This window comes from Pelagibius sp. (genome assembly GCF_028281305.1).
Classification (GTDB): Bacteria; Pseudomonadota; Alphaproteobacteria; order Kiloniellales; family Kiloniellaceae; genus Pelagibius.
The window spans coordinates 1-22,525 of record NZ_JANQKD010000076.1 but is presented as its reverse complement, the minus strand read 5'-3'; the positions used below and the strand labels follow the sequence as shown (position 1 = coordinate 22,525).

Below are 22,525 nucleotides of genomic sequence, written 5' to 3'. Positions count from 1 at the left end.
ATGGGGCTATCCGGATCGTCTGGGTGCGCGGGCCGCTCTCAGAGAGGCCCGCAAGCAAAAGGGCTGCCTCAGGCCGCGCGGGCCGGGCAGTCGCAACATCGCACCCATGGAGAGCAGGGGGTGCGGAAAACGGTCCAGATCACCATGGCGCGCACTTTAGGCCCATGACATCTGGGGTCAAGGGGTCTTTCGGGGCGCGTCGGCGGGTGCATTGGGCTTACGCCGTTTTCCCGCCCAGCCGGGCGGCAGCCCGGTCGCGCCCGATCAGCGGCAGCAAGGCCTTCAGCTCCGGGCCGTGGTCGAGGCCGGTGAGCGCCTGGCGCAGCGGCAGGAAGAGGGCTTTGCCCTTGGCGCCGGTGGCGGCCTTCACCGCGCCGGTCCAGGCCTGCCAGGTTGTCTCGTCCCAGGGCTCCTGCGGCAGCAGTTCGGCGGCCTGTTTGGTGAAGGCGGCGTCCGTGATCACCGGCACCACCGGGCCGCGGCAGATGATCTGCCAGACGCGCGCCTCGGAGAGTTTGGTCAGGTTGGGGCGCACTGCTTCCCAGAGCGCGGCGTCGAAGCCCTCCGGCAGGCGCGGCGCCGCCGTCTCGAAAGCCATGCCGTGAAGGATGCGGGCATTCAGGTGTTCCAGGTCCTTGGGATCGAACTTCGGGGTGGCGCGGCCAAAGCGCGAGAGATCGAAACCGGCCACCAGGTCGTCCAGGCTCTGCACAGCTTCGACGGGGTCCGGCGTGCCGAGGCGCGCGAGGTAGCAGGTGAGGGTCATGGCCTCCAGACCCTGGTCGCGCAGGGCGGCGACAGAGAGCGTACCCAGCCGCTTGGAGAGGGTCTCGCCGCCGGCGCCGGCAATGAGGGAGAGGTGGCCGAAGACCGGAACGGCACCGCCCAGCGCCTCGAAGAGCTGCACCTGCGCCGCCGTATTGGCCACGTGGTCCTCGCCGCGCAGGATGTGGGTCACCTCCAGTTCGATGTCGTCGACGACGGAGGTCAGCGTGTAGAGCGGCCGCCCGTCCTCACGGATCAGCACCGGGTCGCCGAGATTGGCGCCCTCGAAGGCGACGGACCCGCGGATCAGGTCCTCCCAGGCGATGGCGCGGTGCTCCAGCCTGAAGCGCCAGTGGGGCCGCCGCCCTTCGGCCTCCAGCGCGGCCTTGTCGGCCTCGCTCAGGGCCAGGGCGGCGCGGTCGTAGATTGGCGGCCGGCCGGCGGAAAGCGCCACCTTGCGCTTCAGGCCCAGTTCCTCGGCCGTTTCGTAGCAGGCGTAGAGGCGCCCGCTTTCCTTCAGCCGCTCGGCCGCTGCGGCGTAGCGGTCCAGACGTTCGGACTGCACGGCCTTTTCGTCCCAGACCAGTCCCAGCCAGCGCAGGTCTTCCTCGATGGCCGCGGCGAATTCCCGGGTCGAGCGCTCGCTGTCCGTATCGTCGATCCGCAGCAGGAACCTGCCGCCCTGGGTGCGGGCGTAAAGCCAGTTCACCAGGGCCTGCCGCAGGTTGCCGACATGGATCAGCCCCGTCGGGCTGGGGGCAAAGCGCAGTTTCATGGGGCGACGGTCTGACGGTTCCGGAGACGGGGTGTTCAGGCGTCTTGTTATCACCCGGCGCTGGCGAAACAAAGGGTGAATGCGGAGAAGGCAAAGACCTCCGGGATGCGCTGCCGAAGACCGGAACCGTGAGCCCCGCGGCAGGAGATCCTGCCGTCGCCACGGTCCAAGTGATCTTCAGAAAAGGCCCGGGTATCACAAAGACAAACTGTTGAATTTATTTGACGTTTCTTTAATCACCTCCTGCGCATTAATGCAATTCTGGAGTGCGTAAAGTAAATCTAAGCAACTGGGCATAGTGTAACTGATTAGAATAAGGAAACAAGACATGCTGGCAGCACTTAAGTCCAGGGATCGCCAGGGTACAGCTCTTGACCGACAGAGCTTGTTGCAGATGGTCGAATGCACGCCGGTTGCGGTGATGACGCTCGATCTTTCGGATTTCACCATCAACTATGCGAACCAGGCGTCTCTCGAGGCTCTGCGCTCGATCGAGCATGTGCTGCCTGTCTCCGCTGACGCCATCGTCGGCCAGAACATCGACATCTTCCACAAGGAGCCGGAGCGGCAGCGCAGCCTCCTCTCCGATCCCGCCAATCTACCATTGGAAGCCCGTATCGAAGTGGGGGGTGAGTACCTCGACCTCCAGGTCATGGCGCTGATGGGACGCGGCGGCAGGTACATCGGGCCGATGCTGACCTGGAAGGTTGTGACGGCGGAGGTGCGCAAGCAGCAGGATGTCGACCGGCTGTTCACCATGCTGGACCAACTGCCGATCAACGTGATGATGGCTGAAAGCGGCAGCCTCAAGATCACTTACATGAACAAGACCAGCCTGGAGACTTTGCGGCCCCTGCAGGACGCCTTGCCGGTGCCGGTGGAACAGGTGGTTGGATCTTCCATGGACATCTTTCACAAGGCCCCGGAACGCCCCAGGACGCTGCTTTCCGATCCAGCGAACCTGCCACACAACGCCAAGATCAAGCTGGGGCAGGACATCCTCGATCTGCGGGTCTCGGCGGTTTTCGACGACGCAGGCGGCTACATCGGGCCCATGGTGACCTGGTCGGTGGCGACCGGGCGCGAACGTCTGGCTGACGACTTCGAGAACGGGGTCGGGGCTGTGGTCGAGACCGTGTCTACGGCGGCCACCCAGATGCAAAGCAGCGCCAGGGGGCTCTCCACGACGGCGGAGGAAACCAACAGCCAGGCAAGCTCTGTTGCAACCGCTGCCGAAGAGCTGACCGCCTCGGCACAGGAAATCGCGCGGCAGATCAGCCAGTGTACGTCCATCGCCGGCAAGGCGGTCGGCGAGGCCAAGCGCTCGACCGATCTCGTCAACGGCCTTTCCGAAGGCGCGCAGAAGATCGGCGCCGTGGTCAGCCTGATTCAGGACATCGCAGAGCAGACCAACCTGCTGGCGCTGAACGCCACCATCGAAGCTGCCCGCGCCGGGGAGGCCGGCAAGGGCTTCGCCGTGGTGGCCAACGAGGTGAAGGCGCTGGCCAATCAGACCGCCAAGGCGACCGAGGAGATCGGGTCCCAGGTCTCGCAGATCCAAACGTCGACCGACGGTGCGGTGGGCGCAATTGCGGTGATCAGCGACGTCATCGGGGAGATCAACGAGGTGACGACGGCTATCTCGGCTGCTGTCGAGGAACAGCAGGCAGCCACGCAAGACGTCACCGGGAACATCAGTGGGGTTTCCAGCGCCTCCGCCCAGACAGGAAGCGCGGCAGATCAGGTTCTTTCGGCTGCCGAGGAACTCGGCAAGCAGGCCGACGACCTGAAGCAGCGCGTCGGCGCCTTCCTGGGCGAAGTCCGGAAACTCTGAACGCCGCGTTGGAAAGGGGCTTGCTCAGGCAGGCCCCTTGAAGGCGTTGGTGATGGGATAGCGGCGGTCGCGGCCGAAGGCTCGGCGGGTGATCTTAACCCCCGGGCAGGCCTGACGGCGCTTGTACTCCGCCAGCTCCAGCATCCGCCAGACGCGGTTCACGGTATCGCGGTCGTGGCCGCGTGCGACGATGCCGGCGATGTTCTCCTCGTCCTCGATCAGCGCCTTCAGGATGTCGTCCAGCACGTCGTAGGGCGGCAGGCTGTCCTCGTCCTTCTGGTCCGGCTTCAGTTCGGCGGAGGGCGGCTTGGTGATGATGCGTTCCGGCACCACGCGGCCGGCGGGGCCCATGGCATCGGGCGGCAGCACCTGGTTGCGCCAGCGCGCCAAGGCGAAGACCAGCGTCTTGTAAACGTCTTTCAGGACGTTGTAGCCCCCGACCATGTCGCCGTAGAGGGTGGCGTAGCCGACCGAGACCTCGGACTTGTTGCCGGTCGAGAGCACCATGTAGCCGAGCTTGTTGGAGATCGCCATCAGCGTCAGCCCGCGCGAGCGCGCCTGGATGTTCTCCTCCGTCGTATCGCCGGAGTTGGATTCCGAAGCGTAGCCGTTGAGGATCGGCTCCAGCATTCCGCCGAAGGCCTGCATGGCAGGCTCGATGGACACCTGGTCCAGCTTCACGCCCAGCAGCCCTGCTGCCTCGTCGGCGTCTTCCAGGCTTTCGCGGCTGGTGTAGGGGGAGGGCATCATCACGCAGTGCACCCGCTCGGGCCCCAGCGCATCCACGGCGATCGCAGCCGAAAGGGCTGAATCGATGCCACCCGAGAGCCCCAGGATGACGCCGGGAAAGCGGTTCTTGTTTACGTAGTCGCGCAGCCCCAGCATCAGCGTGCGGTAAATCGGCTCCATGCCGGCATCCGCGCGGCCCCCCAGGCCGTTGCCTTCCAGGCCGCTGTCCGGTGCCTCGCGCAGCCCGTTGGCGCAGCGCCAGCCGCCGTCGCCGCGCTCCCACTGGCTGACTTCCACCGCTTCGACGAAGGCGGGCAGATGGATCGGCAGGCTGTTGTCGCTGTTGAGCGCGAAAGAGGCCCCGTCGAAAACCAGCTCGTCCTGACCGCCAACCTGGTTCACGTAGATGATCGGCAGGCCGGTCTCCGTCACCCGCTGCACGGCGAGTTGGATACGCTCCTCGGTCTTTTCCAACTCATAGGGCGAGCCGTTGATGACGATAAGGATCTCGGCACCTGACTCCTCCAGGCACTCGCTGACCTCGGAGGTCCACATGTCCTCGCAGATCATCACGCCCAGGCGCACGCCGCGGTAGTTCACCGGCCCCGGCAGCGGACCGGCGCCGAAGACCCGCTTGTCGTCGAAGACGCCGTAGTTCGGCAGGTCGTATTTGGACCGCAGGGTCAGCACCTTGCCGCCGTCGAGAACGTAGGCGGAGTTCAACACCTTCCCGAACAGCGGCGGCGTGGCCTTGGGGTCGCTGCGCGAGGGTCCGCCGACGATCATGCCGGGGCCGCCGTCGGCGGTGTCCTTGGCCAGTTCCTCGATGGCCGCCTGGGCGGCGTCCAGGAACATGGGCTTCAGAACCAGATCTTCGGTGGGATAGCCGGTGATCACCATCTCCGAGGCCACCACAAGGTCGGCGCCCTTGGCGGCGGCTTCCATTCGGGCAGCGCGCAGGCGCGCCAGGTTGCCCGGGATATCGCCCATGGTGGGGTTGGTCTGCGCGAGTGCGATCTTCAGCCGGTCTGCCATAGATTTTACTTACTCTCCTGCCCGGGAGGCGGCAAGCCCGCCCGAGGCAGTCATCGGTTCATGGGCCCAGGGCGGATCGGGGCGGATCGGGGCTTAGCGGTGCAGATCCGCCCTAGGCCGGAGCGCAGCGCGCCGCCTCCTGGCGGGCAAGGTGGCGAATGCGCTCGACCATGGAAAACAGGCCGTTGGCCCGGTTCGGGCTCAAATGCTGCTCGAAGCCGAGCTTGCCGATGGTGTCCTTGATGTCGACCGCCAGGATCTCCTCCGGGCTGCGTCCGTCGTAGATCGACAGCAGGACGGCGATCAGGCCCTTGACGATATGGGCATCGCTGTCGGCCTTGAAGTGCAGGGTCGGCGGTGTCCCCGGCTGCAGTTCGTCGATGATCCAGACCTGGCTGGTGCAGCCGCGTACCTTGGAGTCCTCGGTCTTCAGCGCTTCTTCCATGGGGGGCAGCTTGCGGCCGAGATCGATGAGATAGCGGAACCGGTCCTCCCAGTCGTCCAGGAAGGAAAAGTTCTCGATCATCTCTTCAACACGCGGATCGCTCTTCACATCACCCAATTTGGACATCCCACTCAGTTCGGTCGCCCTCAGCGCGGTCCGGCACGGGCCCCCCGAGGCCCCGGCACATCCGCGGTTATCGGCGATGGGCCTTACTTTCGCAACAGGAACTCGCGGCCGACCTTGACTCGCGGGACGCCGTCGTACTCGACGATGTCCGCTGTCGCATAGGTCTCCGACCAGCGGTCCGGCAGGTAGGAGCCGGTGCCGACCACATCGACGGGTGCCTTCGCCTCGGCCATCAGGCGGCACTTGGCCGGGCTGAAGCCGGAGGAGGCGACGATCTTCACCTTGTCGAAGCCTTCGGCGTCAAGGCATTCGCGCATGCGCCAGATGGCCGCGGCGGAGACGCCTGGGCCCACGAGGTAGCGCAGTTCGTCATCGGTGCGATAGCCGCGCAGGGCCCCGGGGGCGTTGCGCTCTACGACCGCGTAAGATTCCGGCGGATCGAGCCCCTCGATGAACCGCCCGCCCGGGGTGTCGATGCGCACGGCCAGGTTGCCGGCGGCGGCGCGCTTGGGGAAGCGGCGGCAGCAGGTGAGGGCATCGGTCACCTCCCGCGCGAAGTAGTCGACCAGCACCGTCATCGGCTCGTCCGGAAAGGTCTCGTCGAACATCTCGGCGGCGCGCAGGGTGCTGCCGGCGTAGCCGATGAAGGCATGCGGCATGGTGCCCAGCCCGCCGTCGCGCCCGAAGTAGTGGGCGGTGGCGTCGGTGGCATTGCCGATAAAGCCGACGGCGGCCACCTTGCGTCTGGCGCGGTCCGAGCCTACCGAGGCGGCATAGGCCATGGCTTCGGCCATCTCCGCACCGGCGCAGTGCCGGGCGTCCATGGCCAGAAAGGCGGTCTTCGGCAGTTCGGCGCACATGCTGTAGGCGTTGTAGGCGGCAAGGCAGGTGGGCCCCAGCTTCTGCAGCAACAGGGTTTCCAGGTCAGCCAGATGCGACAGGCGGCCCGTTACGTAGAGCAGGGGCTCGCCGGCACCGACCCACTTGCCTTCGGCGTAGCGCAGATCGATCTCGAAGCTGGTGTCTCTGTTGACGGCAATCTGCCGCAGCCATTCGATCGCCAGGCGCGGCGCCGAGATAACGGGGCGGCGCATGAAGACGGCGTAGGTCGCCTCGGCATCGCCGAAGCGTTCCACCGCCTTGCGCGTTTTCTTGAAGTAGACATCCGTCCAGGCGGCGATGTCGGCCTCTTCCGTCGGCCAACGGTCCATCCTCGTGGTCGCGCGCGGGCCTTCGCCCTCAGGGGATTTGCGGCTGGGACCCTCTGGCATCGCTCGCTCCTTCAAGCCGCTGTCTCAAGGGGTAAAGGCAGGAGACAGGCTCAAGACCGGGAGAATCTAGCGCGAAGCGGCTACAGGACGCCAGCCTCGTCGGGCGATGGCAGCCATGCATACGGCGCGGCGTTCGCCGAACGGGCTGGCGGGCGGCGGCCTAGAAGGCCGCTGCCACCTTGCCGCCGCTGCGGCCGTTGCCGTTCTGGCGGGCGATCCGCTCATCCTTCAGCGCTTCGGAAATCAGGAAGGCCAGCTCCAGCGACTGGTTGGCATTCAGCCGGGGGTCGCAGTGGGTGTGGTAGCGGTCGCCGAGGCGGTCGTCGCTGATGGCCTGGGCGCCGCCGATGCACTCGGTCACGTCCTGTCCGGTCATCTCGAAGTGCACGCCGCCGGCATAGCTGCCTTCCGCCCGGTGGACGGCGAAGAAGTTCTTCACCTCCTCCAGAATGCGGTCGAAAGGCCGTGTCTTGAAGCCGCTGGACGACTTGATGGTATTGCCGTGCATGGGATCGCAGGACCAGACGACTTTGCGGCCTTCGCGCTGTACCGCGCGGATCAGCGCCGGCAGATGGTCGGCGACCTTGTCGTGCCCCATGCGTGCGATCAGCGTCAGGCGCCCGGGCTCGTTGTCCGGGTTCAGGATGTCGATGACCCGCAGCAACTCATCGGGATCCGACGTCGGCCCGCACTTCATGCCGATGGGGTTCTGGATGCCCCGCATGAACTCGACATGGGCTTCGTCCGGGTTGCGCGTGCGGTCGCCGATCCAGACCATGTGGGCCGAGCAGTCGTACCATTGGCCGGTCAGGCTGTCGACGCGGGTCAACGCCTGCTCATACCACAGCAGCAGGGCCTCGTGACTGGTGTAGAAGTCGGTCTCCTTCAGCTTCGGCACGGTCTCCGGGGCGATGCCGCAGGCGCGCATGAAGGCCAGGGCCTCGTCAATGCGCTCGGCCAGCTCCTCGTAGCGCTGCGCCTGGGCGCTGTCGGAGACGAACTCCAGGTTCCACTGATGCACCTTGTGCAGGTCGGCAAAGCCGCCCTGGGCGAAGGCGCGCAGCAGATTGAGGGTGGCTGCGGCCTGGTTGTAAGCGCGCAGCAGGCGCTCCGGGTCCGGCTGGCGTGCGTCGGCCTCGAAGTCGATGCCGTTGATGATGTCGCCGCGATAGCTCGGCAGCTCGACCTCACCCTGCACCTCCGTCGGGGCGGAACGGGGCTTGGCGAACTGGCCGGCGAGGCGGCCCACTTTCACGATCGGGCAGGCGGCGCCGAAGGTCATCGCCACCGCCATCTGCAGCATCACCCGGAAGGTGTCGCGGATGTTGTTGGGGTGGAACTCGGCGAAGCTCTCGGCGCAGTCGCCCCCCTGAAGCAGAAATCCCCGGCCTTCGGCGACATCGCCGAGTTGTTGGCGCAGGCGCCGCGCTTCCCCTGCAAAAACCAGGGGCGGGTAGCCTGCGAGCTGCTCTTCGACGCGCTCCAGCGCGGCCTTGTCGGCGTAGTCGGGCACCTGGCGGATCGGTTTGCTGCGCCAGGACTCGGGCGACCAGGTCGTGGCCATGGGGGGCCCCTTTCTGCTTCCTTAATCAATTCGGACCGCCGGTTTTACGCGCCTTGACCCGGTTTTTCCACAGGAAAAGCGGCCTTTCGGGCCGACAAAAAACCCGGTTAACCTTGGAGTCGCGCCGGACCGCTCGAATCCGCCGCTCCACCGAACAGGGTTAACCCGGGTCGACAGCCCGGGCTGACAGGAGGACATGATGATCCGCGGAAGCTGTCATTGCGGCGCCGTACGCTTCGAATATCCCGGCCGGCCGCAGTGGCTGAACCGCTGCAACTGCTCCTATTGCCGGCGTGCCGGCACGCTCTGGGCCTATGCGGAGACGCAGCAGATTACCCTGACGTTCGAGGCCGGGGCGACCATCCGCTACATCTGGGGCGATAAGACCCTGGCGTTTCACAGTTGCCGGACCTGCGGCTGCACGACCCACTGGGAGAACCTGGACCCCAGCCCGGCGGCGCGTATGGCGGTGAACTGCGCCCTGGCCGAGCCGGCGGAGATCGCCGGCCTGCGCATCCGCCATTTCGACGGCGCCGAGACCTGGACCTGGCTGGACTGAAGCCGGGGAACCGGTGGGACGGACTCAGGGCCATCCTTCGAGGCTGCGCTTCGCTCCGCACCTCAGGATGAGGTGTGCGTTTCTGCAGAGTGGGACCTCATGCTGAGGAGGGCCGAGAGGCCCGTCTCGAAGCATGCGACACCGCTTGGACCGCTGTCTGTGTCCAAGTGCGTCAATCCTGCAGCATGAACTCGATGGTGGAGACCACACGGACCCTTTTGTGGACCTGCTTTGCCTCCCGGGCGTTGGGGAAGCGGTCGCGGGGCAGGATCTGGAAGACCCCCTGGCTGGCGCGCCGGATCGTGCCGACGCCGCTGCCGGAATCGGCCGCGAACTGCTCGGCCCCGGCCCGCGCGTTCTCCGTCGCTTCGGCGATCATCGCCGGTTTCAGATCGTTCAGCCTGGAAAAGATGTAGGTCGGGCCGCTGTTCCACTGGTTCTCGTTCGAGAGCACCAGGCCGGCCGACACCAGCTCGCTGAGGCGCGCCAGAGTGGCAGCCACGGCGTCCACGTCGGCGCTGCGCAGCGTCAGGGTCTGGGCGATGATGAAGCGGCTGTCCACCTGTCCCGGCTGGTACTCCTGGGCGAGCCGGTCGGTGACCTGCAGGTCGCTGTTCTCGACCTCGGTCTCTGCGAAGCCGCTGGCGAGCAAGAAGTCACGGGCCAGGACCGCATCCGCGGCGATCTTCCGCTGCACCTCAGTGAGGTCGTTTCCGGTGGCGACGAAGCGCAGCGCCCAGACCGCGAGGTCGGCTTTCACCTCCTGCTCCGCCACGCCCTTCACCGTGACGTAGCGGTCCGCCTTGCGGCCCTGAAAGAAACCGTCGCCGACGAACCAGCCGGCAAGCGCGACCCCGATGGCCAGAACGAGGGCGGCTGCGAAACCGAAGACTGAATTGGGCATAGAAAAGACCTTGCTCGCTGCGTTGCGGGTGAGCCGACTGCGCCGGGAGTCACCGCTGGGAAGAGGGGTCTGTTTGGGCCAGTAGCGCCGGCCATGTGTCGATGGTCGTGCGGATCACGCCCTGGGCATCGGCAAAGAGGCGCGGGCGTTCACCGGGCCGGTCTAGGAAGTCGAGCCAGGCGAGAAGGTCCAGCAGCTTTGCCGCCGCCACCCAGCGCTCCGGCAGGATCCCGCCGCCCGCCCTGAATCCCTGGCCAAGCGCGGTCACGAAGAGTGGGTCCTGCCCCTGGGGCGCGCGCAGCATATGCCCGAGGTCCAGAAGCGGAGTTGCCGCCACCGCGAACTCCCAGTCCAGCACGGCGGCGACGCGCCAGCCCGCGTCTTCGCGTTCCAGCAGGATGTTGCTGGGATCATAGTCGCAGTGGGTGAGGCGGGCGGGCTCGGGCGGTCCGTCGAGGACCGCGGCGGCGTCTTCCACGAAATGCAGCAGGTCTTTACGCAGAGCCGGGTCGAGCCGTTGTGCCACACGCGGCCTGCCCGCGGTTTCGGCGACAAAGGAGCGGAACCCCGCGGCGCCTGTTGCGATGCTTTGGGATACCGTGAGGTCTTCAGAGAGAAATCCGGCCTCAGGGAACGTGAGACTGCCGATCCGGGCCAACACCTCGCCCACGGCGGCGGCCATCTGGCGTCGCTCCAACTGGCTTCGCGCGGCGCTCAGAGCAAGGTCCATGCGCCGCCCTTCCACCCAGCCCAGGACCGCGTAGGGGTGACCTGTCACCGCATTGTCCGGGGCAAAGCCATGCACCTTTGGGACCGGCACCTGGCCGGCGAGGCGCTGAAGGATCGCCACCTCCTTAGGTCCGGCAGCCGGATCGCGCACAAAGAGGCGCAAGAGAACCGGCCCAAACGGTGGCGCCAGCACAACCTTGATGTTTGTGTTGGCCTTGCCGCCCTTGGCGGCAGCGATCGATTCAATGGCGATTCCCGGGAAGGCCTGATGCAGCAGGGCGGCAACCTCGGCTTTGCTGAGATCGATCAGATCTTCCTGGCGTTCCCAGTCTTCGCGCATGGCCTGGTTCTCACGCATCGCTGGCTTCTCGGGCATGGCTGGGCCGCCGCTCATTCTCTCGCCGCGGCCGTTGCCGCAGCCGCTTCCGGCAGATAGCGGTAGCGCCCGGTGATGGGCCAATGAAATAGCACGTCTTCCAGCTGCGGCCCCGCGCCAATGTTGTGTACGATCATCGGCCGCCCACTGGGGGCAATGCGGTCGGTGACGATACCGATGTGCGGCAGGAAGCCACCTGGGCCGCGCAGGTTCCATGCCACCACGTCGCCGGCGCGATAGTCCTTGGGATCGTCGCTGGCCGGCATCTCCGCGCCCTGGCGGCGCAGGAAGGTTTCCAGGTTGGGTACCCGGCGGTGGTCGATGTTGCTGTCGGGCCGTGTCAGGCCCCAATGGTTGGGGTAGGCATCGAAGGCCGCGCGCATGTCCTCGTGCACCAGTTCCTGAAGATCGATCCCCAGAGTGCGGTAGGCCCGGATCACGACATCCGAGCAGACACCGCGGTCTGCCGCCACGTCGCCGCCGGGATAGGCGATCCGGCGGTAGGCGGGGTCGTAGGTGACGCGTGCCTCGGTCCGGGCGAGGGCAGCCGCGTTCAGCCGCTCGGCCAGGTTTCCGGCCGGCTGCCCGGCGGGCGATGCTTCGGCGTCGATCGATACGGCAACGCTTGCGGCCAGAGCCAGGACAACCAGGCCGGCAACACCGCGCGCAAGGACGATCATAGGCCGGAAAGTCCCCCAGTGGCGGCTCCGCGATGCGGCTTTGGTCATCGGTCGTCCCTCTTGCGGTCTTTGCGTTGGTCGGCTGCGGCTGCGGGCAGGTTCAATCGGGCTTGCGGCTTTTTTGTGGCGCCTACCGTCCGCTTTGCCGGTCTGCGCCGCCTTTTGCCGGCTGGAGCGGGGCCGCCGGGGGCGCTAAGCTGCGGCTCGCTGCGCGGGGGCGACGTCGGGCCCGCGAGGCGGGGTAACGGGCAAGAAGCGTGGTGGCAAAGAGGTTAGGGAGGCAGATCGATGTTCAAGACCATTCTCGTGGCCGTTGACGGTTCGGGCCACGCCGGCAAGGCAGTGCGCTGTGGCGGCGACATTGCAAAAACCTATGGGGCGAAGCTGGTCCTGCTGGCGGTCGACGGGCACCGCCCTCTGAAGGGACCGTTGGTCGATCTCGCGAAGTCGGAAGACTTGAGCCGCTCGGAAGTCTTCGAGCGAATTCTCGCCTCCGCCCGGATCCTGGCCGAAGTGCCGGAGGGCGTGACGGTGGAGCAGCGCGTGGGGTTTGGCGATCCGGCGGACGAGATCCTGGACGAGGCGGGCCGGATCGATGCCGATCTCATCGTCGTCGGCAGCCGCGGGCTGGGCGAGTATGCCGAACTGCTGCTGGGGTCCGTCTCCCGCAAGATCCTGCACCTTGCCAAGGTGCCGGTTCTGGTCGCGCATTCCTGAAGCGGCAAGCCAAGGCCGCCTCTTAAGACAATGCGGCCGGAGGGGGAGCGCGATTTGGCTTCGCAAGCAGACGATCCGTTGTCGGTGGCCCGACAGGAGCTCGAACCGGGCGAGACGCTGGTCTGGGCGGACCGCCCCCGGCCGGAGGCGCTGGCGCGGACCAAGCTGCCGCAGGTGATCCGCGGCGCCCTGGGGCTGGCGGTGATCGCCGGCCTGCACTGGTACGGCTATGTTCCGGACTTTCGGGCCTCAGCGGAGAATGCCCTGATGTTCGCCTTTCTGGTGGCGGCCGGGCTCTATTGCCTGGCGCTGGTGGTGGCTCCGCAGATCGCGAAGGCTTCCGCCGGCCGCATGGTCTATGCGGTGACCAGCCGCAGGGTGATGATCCTCTCGCTGTGGCCCCTTCGCAGCAGGCGCATCTTTCTGCCGGCGGAACTGGACGAGCCTCGCGCCCTGGCCGATGCCTCCGGCGAAGGTGCGGTGGTCTTCATCGAACGGAAACTGCCGTGGTGGAAACGCAGTGCCGGCGGCAGCTACCAGATCGAGGCGTTTTACGGCATTGCCGATGCGCCGCGTGTGGCCGCCGAGATCGCGCGCCTGCGCGACCCCGCAGAGGTCTCGCCTTTCGACAATGAGGATTGAGTTGTTACGGGCAAAGCTTTACGGGGCAAAAAGAAGGGCGGCGGGCCCTTTGCTCGGGGGGCGGCCCGCCGCCGCAAGTTGCAGGGTTAACGGTGTGTGCAGGGAACAAACGCCGGAGCGTTAGGAGCGATGCTCGGCTGATGCCGAGATGTCACCAAGGTCGTTGCGGGTCAGTCCGAGGTCTCTCAAGAGGTAGTCCGGCATGTCATTGAGCCGGTCCTTCTCTTCAAGGCGCCTCTGCCAGGCGAGCAGCGGGCGGGCCAGTGCGAAGAAGCCGTCCAGCAGCAGATTGGCGACCACTGCACGGTCCCGGCGCCACCGAATCTCTGGCCGGCCGAGATCGGCGTAACGGCCGGAAGATGGGCCTGAGAGTTGGCGGTAGGGAAGGGTTGCGTGGACCCCTGAAGAGGCCCCGTTTGAAGAGCTGGTCATTAGATCACCTGATGGTCTGGGGACGGTGTCCGGGTTGACAGATCCCAACTGTTCTGACCAGAAATATCGGTCAGATTCGAGAATCCCACAAACGATGATTCGTAATGGACCTGATAAGCTGGTCTAATGCCTGATCTGCCCGGAGACCTGCCCGGAGACGCCGATGCCATCGCCCCCGCTGGCTGCCTTGCGCACCTTCGAGGTCGCAGCCCGTCACCTCAGTTTCACCAAGGCCGCCGCTGAACTGCACGTAACCCAGGGCGCGGTTAGCCAGCAGATCAAGCAGTTGGAAGCGAACCTGGGGTTTGAACTCTTTCATCGCGGTGCGCGGGGCCTCACCCTGACCGACAAGGGCGAGGACCTTGCGGAGACGGCGCAGACCGTTTTTCGCCGGCTGTTCGACAAGGTGGCCGAGCTGCAGCGCCCGGAGGAGAGCGGCATCCTGACAGTCACTGCCAGCCCGTCTCTCGCGGTCAAGTGGCTGATCCCGCGACTCGGGCGTTTCCACGACATCCATCCGGAGATCGACGTGCGCATCCGGCCGACCGGCAACCGCATCGATCTGGTGGCCGAGGCGGCGACGATCGACATGGCCATCCGCTTCGGCCAGGGCCCTTTCCCCGGGCTCGCCTCGAAACCGATCATGCACGAGACGGTCTTTGCCGTCTGCAGCCCGGCGCTTCTGGCCAAGGGCCCGCCGCTGAGGCGGCCAAAGGACCTGAAGCACCAAACCCTGCTGCACACGGAATCGGCGCGTATGGAGGTGAACTCCATGGCCACCTGGTCGGTCTGGCTGGGCATACTGGGGGTCGAGGGTGTCGACCCGACCCAGGGGCCCGCCTTTCCCAACAGCTACATGATGATCCAGGCGGCGATCCACGGGCAGGGGGTCGGGCTGACCTGGGCCACCCTGGCGGAGGACGATCTGCGGGCCGGGCGGCTGGTGCGCCTGTTCGACCGCGCGGTCGAGGGGTCGATGGCCTATTTCGTCGTCTGCACGGAAGCCGCCGCCCGCAAGCCCAAGGTCATCGCCTTCCGCGACTGGCTGGAAGAGGAGGGCCGCAGCCTGGCGCGCGGCGCCGAAGAGGACCATCGCGTCGCCCAGCCCTCCTGAAACCGCTCCATGTCGCACAGCCGCCCCAGCCGCACGGCTTCGGCGTCCTTCCCAGCCAAGTTGACCTGCGGGCCTGCCTGTGCTGAATAGCGCCCTCCAAAGGGCGGATAATCACTATGGTTAATGACAGGCGGGTCTATCTCTTCGACTCGACCCTGCGCGATGGAGCGCAGAGTCAGGGCGTCGATTTCTCGGTTTCGGACAAGCTGGCCATTGCCCGTGCGCTCGACCGCCTGGGCGTAGATTACGTCGAGGGCGGCTGGCCCGGCGCCAACCCGACGGATGACGCCTTTTTCTCCGAATCGCCCGGTCTGGAGCGCAGCCGCTTCGTCGCCTTCGGCATGACACGCCGCCCGGGGCGCAGCGCCGAGAACGATCCGGGGCTGGCCGGCCTGCTGAACTCCTCGGCGGAGGCCGTCTGCATGGTCGGCAAGACCTGGGACTTCCACGTCGACGTCGCTCTTGAAATCGAGCGCTCGGAAAACGTCGCCATGATTGCGGACTCGGTGGCCCATGCACTCACCCGCAAGGACGAGGTGATGTTCGATGCCGAGCACTTCTTCGACGGCTACAAGGCCAACCCCGCTTACGCATTGGAGTGTCTGGAGGCCGCCCACAAGGCCGGCGCGCGTTGGGTGGTACTCTGCGACACCAACGGCGGCACACTGCCCGACGAGGTCGCCCGCATCGTCGGCGCGGTTTGCGAGCGGATCCCCGGCAGCCACGTCGGCATTCACTGCCACAACGACACAGAGAACGCGGTCGCCAACTCGCTGGCGGCGATCGATGCCGGCGCCCGGCAGGTGCAGGGCACCATCAACGGCCTGGGCGAGCGCTGCGGCAACGCCAACCTTGTCAGCCTGATCGCCAACCTGATGTTGAAGACCGACTACGACGTCGGCCTGGACGAGCATGCCCTGGGTCAGCTCACCCATGTCTCGCGCCTGCTGGACGACCGTCTCAACCGCCAGCCCCAGCGCCACGCCGCCTATGTCGGCGAGGCGGCCTTCGCGCACAAGGGCGGCCTGCATGTCTCCGCCGTCGCCAAGGACCCGCGCACCTACGAACATATCGACCCCGCCACGGTGGGCAATCGCCGCCACATCGTGGTTTCCGACCAGGCCGGCCGCGCCAACATCCTGGCGCGCCTCGCGGAGATCGGCATCGAGCTGGACCCCAAGGATCCCGGCGTGAACAAGCTGGTCGACGAGGTCAAGGCGCGCGAGTTTGAGGGCTTTGCCTATGACGGCGCCGAAGCCTCTTTCGAACTTCTGGCCCGGCGCGCGCAGGGCGAGGTGCCCAGCTACTTCTCCCTGGCGCGCTTTCGCATCATGGACGACCGGCGCTGGAACGCGCGCGGCGAACTGGTCACCGAGTCCGAGGCGACCGTGACCCTTGAGGTCGCCGGCAAGGCGAAGATGGAAGTCGCCGACGGCAACGGGCCGGTGAACGCCCTGGACACGGCCCTGCGCAAGGCCCTCGTGCCGCTCTATCCACAGCTCGAGGACATGCGCCTGGTCGACTACAAGGTGCGGATCCTCACACCCCAGGCCGGCACCCGCGCGGTAACCAGGGTCATGATCGAGAGTGCGGACTCCCAAGGGCGGCGCTGGACCACCATCGGGGTGTCGACCAACGTCATCGACGCCTCCTTCAATGCGCTGCATGACGGCATTACCTGGAAGCTGCTGCAGGACGGCGCCCAGGTGCCGGGGGAGGGGACGCCGTGACGCCGGCCTGCGTGTTCCGAGCGGCCATCGTCCTTTGCTTCGCACTGTGGGCTGGGGTGGCAGCAGCGCAGGCGCCGCAGGCGGCCCCCGAGGATGCGGAAACGGTCCATGCCGCCTTCGCAAGGCTGATCGAGCAAAGCGAGACGCGGACGCATTTCGGCCTTCCGGCGGACAGCTTCTGGCGCCACAGCGGGCCGCTTGGGATCGCCCTTCTGAGCGACAGCGCCGAAGCCTCCGCAGCCTCGCTGCGTCAGGTCGCCGCCGCTTTCTCAGAGCCGACGGGACTGGACATCGCCCTCGTCGAAACCGGCGCGGCGCCGCAGGCCGGCGACAGCCTGGACAGCATAGCCGCGGAGGCCGATCTGGTGATCGCGGTCGGGCCGCGGCAGGATCTGGCGGAGGTCGCTTTCGCGGCCGGCTTCGAGAAGGGCATGCTGGCGCGCTTCGAGATCGGCACGCTCCCTTTCGTTTTCTCCTTTACGGAAGGCACAGGCCGTCGCGGTGTGGTTCTCCTGGCCGACGATGAGCCGGAGCGGGCGCGGGAGGCGTCTTTCATCCTGGCGACCGTCTGGGCGCTGGGCGGCGTCACCCTGGGCCCGGAGCTGACCGGTCTCATCGATCCCGATCCGGCAAACGGACCAAGCCTGACGCCGCTGGGCAAAGCGGTCTTTGCGTTGTTCTTCCGCCCGGAGCTGGAGGCCGGCGCCAGCCTCTCCGATACGCTGCTGCGGGCCCGCGCCCTCCTGACCGAATAGGCGGGCCGTGGCGGGCACCGATCACACACACACGCCGATGACCGGCCAGGGGCCGGCCGTCATCCTGGTGGCCCCGCAACTGGGCGAGAACATCGGCATGGTGGCCCGCGCCATGCTGAACTGCGGTCTCACCGAGCTGCGCCTGGTGCGCCCGCGCGATGGCTGGCCCAGCGAGAAGGCGGAGGCGGCGGCGTCCGGCGCCTCCGCAGTGATTGCCGGCGTGCAGCTTTTCGACACGACGGAGGCCGCCATTGCCGACCTGCAGCGTGTCTATGCCACTACGGCACGGCCGCGCGGCATGGTGAAGCCGGTGGTCACGCCGGCCCGGGCAGCCGCTGAGTTGCGCGCGGCGGCGGCGGACGGCCAGAAGACCGGCCTGCTGTTCGGGCCGGAACGCTCCGGCCTCGTCAACGATGACATTGCGCTGGCAGACGCGGCCCTGACGGTGCCGCTGAACCCGGCCTTCTCTTCGCTGAACCTCGCCCAGGCCGTGCTGCTGGTGGGCCATGCCTGGTTCATGGCGGCCGACGAGACCGAGCCGCGCCGACTGGAAAGCGGGATCGGCCAGCCCGCCAGCAAGGAAGAGCTGGTGAACTTCTTCACCCGGCTGGAAACGGCGCTCGACGAGACCGGCTTCCTCTTCCCGCCGGAAAAGCGCCCCAACATGGTGCGCAACCTGCGCAACCTTTTCCACCGCATCGCCCCCACCGAGGCGGAGGTGAACACCCTCCATGGCATCATCTCGGCGCTGCGGAAAGGACGTGATAGCTAGGTCGGAGGTGTCTTGCCAAAGGGAAGGCTTATCTCGTGCTCATTCAGCACGTCCTTGTAGTGCGTTAAGCGGGCTTGGAGAGATTCGCGGACCTCTTCGATAGCTTCCAAGGCCGCCGCTGTTTTGCCATCGCGCAGAAGCCTGCAGGCCAGTTCCGCATTGCCGGTAAGGATCGAGAGAGAATCGCCCTGGATCAGGCTACCCGGAAAATGCCGGCCCGGGTGCCGCATGATTGCGAAGTTGCTGGCGTCGGAATAGATCTCGACTTCCTCTTTGCGCATGAAAGGATCCTGTTCGGTTCAGCCTGAATTTCCGCTCATTGTAGGGCGTTCCCCGCAATCTGGGCGAATTTGTCGTAGGTCCGCGCTGGGTAAGACATTAGACTTCCGCCGCTCAGACCGGCCCCACCGGTCACACGAGCATTCCAAACAAGAAAACGGTCGGAGGACGATGCAATGGCGAAAACGGCTTTGGTGACCGGTGCGAGTTCGGGCATTGGCCGGGCCTCGGCCCTGGCGCTGCACAAAGCGGGCTTCAGCGTGGCGATCTGCGGACGGCGCGAGGATGCGCTGAAGGAAACCGATGCGGAGGGCGGCGGCGGCATGACCGTGTTGCCCTGCGACGTCACCGATCCGCAGGCCGTGGCGGCGATGTTCGAGAAGATCGAGGCGGACCTCGGGCGCCTCGACGTCATCTTCAACAACGCCGGCACCAACATTCCGGCGACGAACTTCGGCGACCTCGACTGGAGCGGCTGGAAGAAGGTCATCGACGTGAACCTGAACGGCATGTTCCTCTGCGCCCACGGCGCGTTCAACCTGATGCGCCGTCAATCCCCCCAAGGCGGGCGGATCATCAACAACGGCTCCATCTCCGCCCATGTGCCGCGGCCCGGCTCCGCGCCCTACACCTCGTCGAAGCACGCCATCACCGGGCTGACCCGCAGCATCTCTCTGGACGGGCGCGCTTTCGACATCGCCTGCGGCCAGATCGATATCGGCAATGCCGCTTCCCACATGACGGAAGCCATGTCGTCGGGCGTGCCCCAGGCCGACGGCTCCATGAAGCCGGAGCCCACCATGGACGTGCGGCACGTGGCCGACGCGGTGGTCCACATGGCCGGACTGCCCCTGGAGGCCAATGTGCAGTTCATCACCGTGATGGCCACCAAGATGCCCTTTGTCGGGCGCGGCTAGAGCAGATCTGCGTTCGGCGGAATCGCCCTCCGAGTGCTACCAGGGTAATCCATCAATTCGCGACATGACCGAACTGTCCTTGGAAGAATGCACAGGCCATTCAACGCCTAACATGCAGCCTTTTGGACCGAATATATGGACCGTGAATGGCGACGATGTCCGAATGTACGGCGTGCTGCCGTTCACGACAAGGATGACGATCGTCCGGCTGGAATCGGGCGGGCTGTGGGTTCACTCTCCCGTGCAGCCGACGCCGGAACGTCGCCACGCTGTCGAGCGGCTGGGCCCGGTCGAGCATCTCGTGGCGCCCAACAAGATCCATAGCCTTGGCATCATGCCTTGGCGGGCGTTGTACCCTTCAGCCAGGGTCTGGGCCTCGCCGGGGTTCAGCAAGCGCCATCCCGATATCGCCGTCGATGCGCTGCTGACGAACGACACTGAAGCCCCTTGGAGCAGTGAGATCGATCACTGTGTGATGGATGGCCATGCCGTTCTGGATGAGGTCACGTTTCTCCACAAGCCTTCCAAGACGCTCATCATCACGGACCTAATCCAGAAGCATGAAGCGGCCGGCGAATCGTGGGTTTGGCGCGGCGTCAAACGCGTGGCAGGCATCCTGGGCGAGGGCGGCGGCGTTCCCCTGGATATCAAGCTCAGCCTTCGGGACAAGGCGGCGATGCGGCGCTGCATCGGAACGGTTCTTACTTGGGATTTCGACAGTCTCATCATAGCGCACGGTCATTGCCTGCAGAGCGGCGCAAAGGAAGAAGTCCGCCGCGCATTCGATTGGATCACGGGCGCTTAACGACTCAACGGACGGGTATGCACCTTGACCGCGTGCTACTCGGCCAGAAGAACCCGGTCGAGCACGGTGACATCGCCGTCTTCGCCGACCCGCAGAAGAACCATCTCGCCCGAGCGCGGGAACACACCCGTCAAGGCGGTGACATTCACCTGATGGGTGACGAGCACCGCTGTTTCTTCGGGCGGCAACTCTGCCAGGGCGGCAGCGGTGGCGGTCGTCTGGGCATCGGCGGTGCTGCGGTCCCGGAAGAAGGAGTTCAGCATCGGCGCCTCGGTCACCGGGCCGAGGTCCAGCAGGCGGGCGGTCTCCGCCGTGCGGCACCACTGGCTGGTGAGGACGTGGTCGACGGCGATGCCGGCGTCGCGGACCGCCGCGCCGATGGCGCGCGCCTGTGCCCGCCCGACGGCGTCCAGATTCCGCTGCGTCGTGCAGTCGCCAAGGGCGAAGTTCGCCGGGTCGCCGGTGCCGGGGGCCAGCGCGTGGCGCAGGATCGCGTGGGTGCCGGGTTCGGCCAGGCGCTCCAGAACCGGGTTGGCCCCTCCGGGCTTTGCGGACAAGAGGGCTGTCGCGACGACGAAGAAAGTGAGCAGTTTCGCGCGCATGGCAGGCTCCGGTGGTGCTGTCCTGTCACCTAGGCGCGGAGATGCCGAAGGCAAGTCCCCGGGAGCAGGGTCAGTTGGCGTCGTGTCAGTTGGCGCCGTGTCAGTCGGCACCGTGCTAGTCCTCGGGCGGGCGGCGGCGCATCTGCTTCAGGCGCCCGCGCTGAGCCTTTGTGTCGAGGCGGCGTTTCTTGGACGCCAGCGTCGGCCGGGTCGCCTTGCGCGGGGTCGGGGGGATTGCGGCTTTCTGCAGCAGCGTGACCAGCCGGGCCAGCGCGTCCTCGCGGTTGCGCTCCTGGCTGCGGAAGCGCGCGGCGGTGATCACCAGCACCCCTTCCTTGGTCAGCCGCTTGCCGGCCAGCCGCTCGGCCCGGGCGCGGACGGCAGCCGGCAGGGACGGGGAGTGCCTGAGGTCGAAGCGCAGCTGGACCGCGGTCTCCACCTTGTTGACGTTCTGTCCGCCGGGGCCGGAGGCGCGCAGGAAGCTTTCCTCGATCTCGGCGGGGTCGAGGGCGATGGTCCGCGTGATGGCGATCATGGCCCGGGATATCCGAAATGGGCTCGGTGACGGGTGTCAGGTCCTTGATCTGTATAGGATTTATGCAGGTTTGACATTTCCGCAGCGATTCGTATAGTCCGCGCTTCTTCCCGGGAATGCGGGCCGGCAGAGGCCTCAGCCCCGTTCAGGACCATTCCTAAGCCATTGCGGTCGGTCTTGAAACTACCGGGACAATATCAGCCGGACCCCAAAGCGGGACGGCGCCAAGCAAAGAAAGGAGCCGCCGGGCCATGTCCAAGCGCCTTGCGTCGAAGTACAAGATCAATCGCCGCCTCGGGGTCAACCTCTGGGGCCGCCCCAAGAGCCCCGTCAACAAGCGCGAATACGGCCCCGGCGAGCACGGCCAGCGACGCCGCAAGCCGACCGACTTCGGCATTCAGCTTGCCGCCAAGCAGAAGCTCAAGGGCTACTACGGCAACATCGGCGAGAAGCAGTTCCGCAGCTATTACAAAGAGGCCTCGCGCCGCCGCGGCGACACCGGTGAGAACCTCATCGGCCTGCTGGAGCGCCGTCTGGACGCGGTGGTCTATCGCTCCAAGTTCGTGCCCACGGTCTTCGCCGCCCGCCAGTTCGTGAACCACGGCCACATCACGGTCAACGGCAAGCGCGTCAACATCCCCTCCTACATGGTCAAGGACGGCGACGTGGTGCAGGTCAAGGCGAAGAGCCGCGAGCTGCCGCTGGTGCTTGAGGGCGTCGAGTCGGTGGAGCGTGACCTGCCGGACTACATCGAAGTCGATCACAACCAGATGAAGGCAACCTTTGTGCGCGCGCCCAAGCTGGCCGACGTGCCCTATCCGGTTTCCATGGAGCCCAATCTGGTCATTGAGTACTACTCGCGTTAACGCGGTCTGACAGCATTTACTCTGGGAGACGCAGCCCCCGCGTCAAGACCTCTGGGGGTTGCCAAGAACGGAGCCGCCCGGCCATGCTGCCGGGCGGCTTTTTTCATGAGGGGGACAGCTTATGACCCAGCTGACCATAAGCGCCGGATCGGTCACGATCGCGATCGAAACCCGTGACACGCCAACCGCGGCAGCGATCCTGGAGGTTCTGCCGATCCATGCGCGGGCCCGGACCTGGGGCGAGGAGGTCTACTTCGACACGCCGGTCAGCGTGCCGCGGGAGCCCGAGGCCAAGGCCGTGGTGCAGGCGGGGGAGATCGCTTTCTGGACCGACGGCGATGCTATCGCCATCGGCTTCGGCCCGACGCCGGTGTCCCGGGGTGACGAGATCCGCCTGGCGTCCCCGGCCAACATCTGGGCCGATGCTCTGGACGATGTGCGGGCAATGGCCAAGGTGCGCGACGGCGAGGCTGTCGTTGTGGAACGTGCTGTCTGAGAGACAAGGAAGGGGCGGTCGGCGATAGCGCACGGCCGTCCCCTTTTCTTAGGTCACTTAGTTGACGGTTC

General features: G+C 66.3%; 24 protein-coding genes. 12 read left to right on the top strand and 12 right to left on the bottom strand.

The features are described 5' to 3' along the window. Positions 1-217: 217 nt before the first annotated feature. Positions 218-1,540, bottom strand: a complete 1,323-nt coding sequence (gene gltX / locus Q0982_RS14820; RefSeq protein WP_299396804.1) for a glutamate--tRNA ligase — start codon at positions 1,538-1,540, stop codon at positions 218-220. Between the two features lie 328 nt (positions 1,541-1,868). Here gltX and Q0982_RS14815 point away from each other — a divergent pair, with 328 nt between their 5' ends. Continuing rightward, entirely contained in the window at positions 1,869-3,374 is a 1,506-nt protein-coding gene (locus Q0982_RS14815; RefSeq protein ID WP_299396803.1) for a methyl-accepting chemotaxis protein, read from the top strand. A gap of 24 nt (positions 3,375-3,398) precedes the next feature. On the opposite strand, the gene Q0982_RS14810 is transcribed toward Q0982_RS14815, so the two are convergent. From Q0982_RS14810 to Q0982_RS14795, 4 genes are all read right to left on the bottom strand, one after another. Then, the gene (locus Q0982_RS14810; RefSeq protein WP_299396801.1) at positions 3,399-5,138 is read right to left on the bottom strand and encodes an NAD+ synthase; all 1,740 of its coding nucleotides are present in this window, start codon (positions 5,136-5,138) and stop codon (positions 3,399-3,401) included. 112 nt (positions 5,139-5,250) lie between these two features. Continuing rightward, on the bottom strand, positions 5,251-5,691 hold the full coding sequence (locus tag Q0982_RS14805; RefSeq protein ID WP_322097038.1) for a SufE family protein: 441 nt from the start codon (positions 5,689-5,691) through the stop codon (positions 5,251-5,253). 101 nt (positions 5,692-5,792) lie between these two features. After that, complete coding sequence (locus Q0982_RS14800; RefSeq protein WP_322097037.1) at positions 5,793-6,920, bottom strand: nicotinate phosphoribosyltransferase; 1,128 nt, start codon at positions 6,918-6,920, stop codon at positions 5,793-5,795. A gap of 220 nt (positions 6,921-7,140) precedes the next feature. Next, positions 7,141-8,544 (bottom strand): class II 3-deoxy-7-phosphoheptulonate synthase, encoded by a 1,404-nt coding sequence (locus tag Q0982_RS14795; protein ID WP_299396796.1) that lies wholly within the window; start codon positions 8,542-8,544, stop codon positions 7,141-7,143. Positions 8,545-8,740: 196 nt separating this feature from the next. On the opposite strand from Q0982_RS14795, the gene Q0982_RS14790 reads away from it, so the two are divergent. Beyond that, on the top strand, positions 8,741-9,103 hold the full coding sequence (locus tag Q0982_RS14790) for a GFA family protein (protein ID WP_299396795.1): 363 nt from the start codon (positions 8,741-8,743) through the stop codon (positions 9,101-9,103). A 172-nt stretch (positions 9,104-9,275) separates the two neighbouring features. On the opposite strand, the gene Q0982_RS14785 is transcribed toward Q0982_RS14790, so the two are convergent. The 3 genes from Q0982_RS14785 to Q0982_RS14775 are packed head-to-tail and all read right to left on the bottom strand — an operon-like array spanning position 9,276 to position 11,792. Next, entirely contained in the window at positions 9,276-10,007 is a 732-nt protein-coding gene (locus Q0982_RS14785) for an SIMPL domain-containing protein (RefSeq protein ID WP_299396793.1), read from the bottom strand. Between the two features lie 49 nt (positions 10,008-10,056). Then, a complete protein-coding gene (locus Q0982_RS14780; RefSeq protein WP_299396791.1) occupies positions 10,057-11,094 on the bottom strand; it encodes a phosphotransferase family protein in 1,038 nt (345 codons plus the stop codon). A gap of 32 nt (positions 11,095-11,126) precedes the next feature. Continuing rightward, the gene (locus tag Q0982_RS14775; protein WP_299396790.1) at positions 11,127-11,792 is read right to left on the bottom strand and encodes a DUF1287 domain-containing protein; all 666 of its coding nucleotides are present in this window, start codon (positions 11,790-11,792) and stop codon (positions 11,127-11,129) included. 288 nt (positions 11,793-12,080) lie between these two features. Here Q0982_RS14775 and Q0982_RS14770 point away from each other — a divergent pair, with 288 nt between their 5' ends. Both Q0982_RS14770 and Q0982_RS14765 read left to right on the top strand, forming a co-directional pair. Next, on the top strand, positions 12,081-12,509 hold the full coding sequence (locus Q0982_RS14770; RefSeq protein WP_299396788.1) for a universal stress protein: 429 nt from the start codon (positions 12,081-12,083) through the stop codon (positions 12,507-12,509). A 54-nt stretch (positions 12,510-12,563) separates the two neighbouring features. Next, complete coding sequence (locus tag Q0982_RS14765; protein ID WP_299396787.1) at positions 12,564-13,151, top strand: hypothetical protein; 588 nt, start codon at positions 12,564-12,566, stop codon at positions 13,149-13,151. Positions 13,152-13,271: 120 nt separating this feature from the next. Here the strand turns inward: Q0982_RS14765 and Q0982_RS14760 are convergent, their stop codons facing one another. Then, the gene (locus Q0982_RS14760) at positions 13,272-13,451 is read right to left on the bottom strand and encodes a DUF1127 domain-containing protein (protein WP_299396786.1); all 180 of its coding nucleotides are present in this window, start codon (positions 13,449-13,451) and stop codon (positions 13,272-13,274) included. 295 nt (positions 13,452-13,746) lie between these two features. Here Q0982_RS14760 and gcvA point away from each other — a divergent pair, with 295 nt between their 5' ends. The 4 genes from gcvA (at position 13,747) to Q0982_RS14740 (ending at position 17,954) form a co-directional block, all read left to right on the top strand. After that, a complete protein-coding gene (gene gcvA, locus Q0982_RS14755; protein WP_299396785.1) occupies positions 13,747-14,697 on the top strand; it encodes a transcriptional regulator GcvA in 951 nt (316 codons plus the stop codon). 116 nt (positions 14,698-14,813) lie between these two features. Further along, the gene (cimA, locus tag Q0982_RS14750) at positions 14,814-16,427 is read left to right on the top strand and encodes a citramalate synthase (RefSeq protein ID WP_299396783.1); all 1,614 of its coding nucleotides are present in this window, start codon (positions 14,814-14,816) and stop codon (positions 16,425-16,427) included. Positions 16,428-16,483: 56 nt separating this feature from the next. Further along, on the top strand, positions 16,484-17,182 hold the full coding sequence (locus tag Q0982_RS14745; RefSeq protein WP_299396782.1) for a hypothetical protein: 699 nt from the start codon (positions 16,484-16,486) through the stop codon (positions 17,180-17,182). Positions 17,183-17,189: 7 nt separating this feature from the next. Then, positions 17,190-17,954, top strand: a complete 765-nt coding sequence (locus tag Q0982_RS14740) for an RNA methyltransferase (RefSeq protein WP_299396781.1) — start codon at positions 17,190-17,192, stop codon at positions 17,952-17,954. Here Q0982_RS14740 and Q0982_RS14735 read toward each other — a convergent pair. Further along, positions 17,951-18,235, bottom strand: a complete 285-nt coding sequence (locus Q0982_RS14735) for a hypothetical protein (RefSeq protein WP_299396780.1) — start codon at positions 18,233-18,235, stop codon at positions 17,951-17,953. The two genes, Q0982_RS14740 and Q0982_RS14735, sit on opposite strands and share 4 nt — an antisense overlap. Before the next feature lie 174 nt (positions 18,236-18,409). Between Q0982_RS14735 and Q0982_RS14730 the strand changes: the two genes are divergently transcribed. Together Q0982_RS14730 and Q0982_RS14725 are read left to right on the top strand one after the other, a co-directional pair. Further along, positions 18,410-19,150, top strand: coding sequence for an SDR family oxidoreductase (locus Q0982_RS14730; protein WP_299396779.1), 741 nt, complete (start codon positions 18,410-18,412; stop codon positions 19,148-19,150). Positions 19,151-19,214: 64 nt separating this feature from the next. Continuing rightward, a complete protein-coding gene (locus Q0982_RS14725; RefSeq protein ID WP_299396778.1) occupies positions 19,215-19,955 on the top strand; it encodes a DUF4336 domain-containing protein in 741 nt (246 codons plus the stop codon). A 35-nt stretch (positions 19,956-19,990) separates the two neighbouring features. On the opposite strand, the gene Q0982_RS14720 is transcribed toward Q0982_RS14725, so the two are convergent. Continuing rightward, complete coding sequence (locus tag Q0982_RS14720) at positions 19,991-20,557, bottom strand: histidine phosphatase family protein (protein WP_299396777.1); 567 nt, start codon at positions 20,555-20,557, stop codon at positions 19,991-19,993. A 115-nt stretch (positions 20,558-20,672) separates the two neighbouring features. Next, the gene (gene arfB, locus Q0982_RS14715; RefSeq protein WP_299396776.1) at positions 20,673-21,092 is read right to left on the bottom strand and encodes an alternative ribosome rescue aminoacyl-tRNA hydrolase ArfB; all 420 of its coding nucleotides are present in this window, start codon (positions 21,090-21,092) and stop codon (positions 20,673-20,675) included. 251 nt (positions 21,093-21,343) lie between these two features. On the opposite strand from arfB, the gene rpsD reads away from it, so the two are divergent. Both rpsD and Q0982_RS14705 read left to right on the top strand, forming a co-directional pair. After that, complete coding sequence (gene rpsD / locus Q0982_RS14710) at positions 21,344-21,958, top strand: 30S ribosomal protein S4 (protein ID WP_299396775.1); 615 nt, start codon at positions 21,344-21,346, stop codon at positions 21,956-21,958. Between the two features lie 121 nt (positions 21,959-22,079). Next, the gene (locus tag Q0982_RS14705; protein WP_299396773.1) at positions 22,080-22,454 is read left to right on the top strand and encodes a cyclophilin-like fold protein; all 375 of its coding nucleotides are present in this window, start codon (positions 22,080-22,082) and stop codon (positions 22,452-22,454) included. Positions 22,455-22,525 lie beyond the last annotated feature (71 nt).

Excerpts from the sequence above, each read along its gene's own strand:
- Q0982_RS14730 (WP_299396779.1), top strand. The coding sequence starts at position 18,410 with ATGGCGAAAACGGCTTTGGTGACCGGTGCGAGTTCGGGCATTGGCCGG.
- rpsD (WP_299396775.1), top strand. The coding sequence starts at position 21,344 with ATGTCCAAGCGCCTTGCGTCGAAGTACAAGATCAATCGCCGCCTCGGG.
- Q0982_RS14800 (WP_322097037.1), bottom strand. The coding sequence starts at position 6,920 with ATGGACCGTTGGCCGACGGAAGAGGCCGACATCGCCGCCTGGACGGAT.
- Q0982_RS14735 (WP_299396780.1), bottom strand. The coding sequence starts at position 18,235 with ATGCGCAAAGAGGAAGTCGAGATCTATTCCGACGCCAGCAACTTCGCA.
- Q0982_RS14770 (WP_299396788.1), top strand. The coding sequence starts at position 12,081 with ATGTTCAAGACCATTCTCGTGGCCGTTGACGGTTCGGGCCACGCCGGC.
- Q0982_RS14775 (WP_299396790.1), bottom strand. The coding sequence starts at position 11,792 with ATGATCGTCCTTGCGCGCGGTGTTGCCGGCCTGGTTGTCCTGGCTCTG.
- Q0982_RS14705 (WP_299396773.1), top strand. The coding sequence starts at position 22,080 with ATGACCCAGCTGACCATAAGCGCCGGATCGGTCACGATCGCGATCGAA.
- Q0982_RS14725 (WP_299396778.1), top strand. The coding sequence starts at position 19,215 with ATGACCGAACTGTCCTTGGAAGAATGCACAGGCCATTCAACGCCTAAC.
- Q0982_RS14815 (WP_299396803.1), top strand. The coding sequence starts at position 1,869 with ATGCTGGCAGCACTTAAGTCCAGGGATCGCCAGGGTACAGCTCTTGAC.
- Q0982_RS14780 (WP_299396791.1), bottom strand. The coding sequence starts at position 11,094 with ATGCGTGAGAACCAGGCCATGCGCGAAGACTGGGAACGCCAGGAAGAT.
- Q0982_RS14720 (WP_299396777.1), bottom strand. The coding sequence starts at position 20,557 with ATGCGCGCGAAACTGCTCACTTTCTTCGTCGTCGCGACAGCCCTCTTG.
- Q0982_RS14790 (WP_299396795.1), top strand. The coding sequence starts at position 8,741 with ATGATGATCCGCGGAAGCTGTCATTGCGGCGCCGTACGCTTCGAATAT.
- gcvA (WP_299396785.1), top strand. The coding sequence starts at position 13,747 with ATGCCATCGCCCCCGCTGGCTGCCTTGCGCACCTTCGAGGTCGCAGCC.
- Q0982_RS14785 (WP_299396793.1), bottom strand. The coding sequence starts at position 10,007 with ATGCCCAATTCAGTCTTCGGTTTCGCAGCCGCCCTCGTTCTGGCCATC.
- Q0982_RS14795 (WP_299396796.1), bottom strand. The coding sequence starts at position 8,544 with ATGGCCACGACCTGGTCGCCCGAGTCCTGGCGCAGCAAACCGATCCGC.
- cimA (WP_299396783.1), top strand. The coding sequence starts at position 14,814 with ATGGTTAATGACAGGCGGGTCTATCTCTTCGACTCGACCCTGCGCGAT.
- Q0982_RS14810 (WP_299396801.1), bottom strand. The coding sequence starts at position 5,138 with ATGGCAGACCGGCTGAAGATCGCACTCGCGCAGACCAACCCCACCATG.
- arfB (WP_299396776.1), bottom strand. The coding sequence starts at position 21,092 with ATGATCGCCATCACGCGGACCATCGCCCTCGACCCCGCCGAGATCGAG.
- gltX (WP_299396804.1), bottom strand. The coding sequence starts at position 1,540 with ATGAAACTGCGCTTTGCCCCCAGCCCGACGGGGCTGATCCATGTCGGC.